This window comes from Oleiphilus sp. HI0079 (assembly GCF_001635105.1).
Window position 1 is genome coordinate 1 of record NZ_LWFT01001025.1, and the last position, 919, is coordinate 919.

At 48.2% G+C, this 919-nt stretch carries 2 protein-coding genes; one reads left to right on the forward strand and one right to left on the reverse strand.

The genetic code is table 11. The features are described from left to right. The first annotated feature begins 53 nt into the window (after nt 1-53). Nucleotides 54-368 carry a c-type cytochrome gene (locus A3750_RS18460; RefSeq protein ID WP_068465990.1) on the forward strand — a complete coding sequence of 105 codons (315 nt, stop codon included), beginning with the start codon at nt 54-56 and terminating at the stop codon, nt 366-368. A 64-nt stretch (nt 369-432) separates the two neighbouring features. On the opposite strand, the gene A3750_RS18465 is transcribed toward A3750_RS18460, so the two are convergent. Then, nucleotides 433-919, reverse strand: a 487-nt coding sequence (locus A3750_RS18465) for a pyrimidine/purine nucleotide monophosphate nucleosidase domain-containing protein (protein WP_156498725.1), incomplete at its 5' end; no start/stop codon positions are given.

Below are 919 nucleotides of genomic sequence, written 5' to 3' on the forward strand. Positions count from 1 at the left end.
CTGAAGCGGCGGAGCCATGTCTTCGCCAGTTCTGATCAAAATGGAGAAACAAGATGTTGAAGAAAGCGATCCTATTATCTGCCATGTGCATGGCTTTCGGTGCCAGCACTGCTATTGCAGGCGATGCGGCAGCAGGCAAAGCGAAGTCTGCGGTTTGCGCAGCATGTCATGGTGCGAATGGTATGGCGGCGATTAAGACCTATCCGAATTTGGCGGGTCAGAACAAGGAATATCTAGTTTCTTCGTTGAAGGCTTACAAGGCGAAGCAACGCACTGGTGGTATGGCTGCGATCATGCAAGCGCAAGCAGCAGGGCTGTCTGATGCGGACATCGAAAACTTAGCGGAGTACTACAGCTCACTTAAGTAGAATTCTTTTTGTGTTGCTAAAAATGTGAAAAAGCCGAAACACGACGTTTCGGCTTTTTCTTGAGCTACTTCACGATGGTATAACAAGGCTCATATTGAGAGCCCGGCAGCTTCATCCGCCCTTGCTCGACGAAAGCGCGGAGCAGCGTATCCATCGGCCCCAGTATGTGTTCATCTCCTTTGATCTCGAAAGGGCCTTTTTCTTTTATTTGCTGAACACCTTTGGCCTTCACGTTACCGGCAACAATTCCCGAAAATGCTCGGCGTAAATTGGCGGCGAGACAATGGGGCTCTTGGTCTTTGCTCAGGTCTAGACTAGCCATGAGTTCATGGGTCGGCTCGAAAGGTTGCTGAAAGATTGGATCAATTTTTAACAGCCAGTTGTAATAAAAGGCGTCTCGGCGTTTGCGTCGGTATGCTTTGACTTCTTCTAAGTGTGTTTTTACATACTTGGCGACCGCAACAGGATCATCAATAATGATTTTGTAGCGACTTTGCGCTTCTTTTCCCAATGTTTTTCCGATGAAGGCATCGATCATCTCGAAGTAGTCC

Bases quoted from the DNA above. Each gene is read 5' to 3' on its own strand.
- A3750_RS18460 (WP_068465990.1), top strand. From the start codon at position 54: ATGTTGAAGAAAGCGATCCTATTATCTGCCATGTGCATGGCTTTCGGT.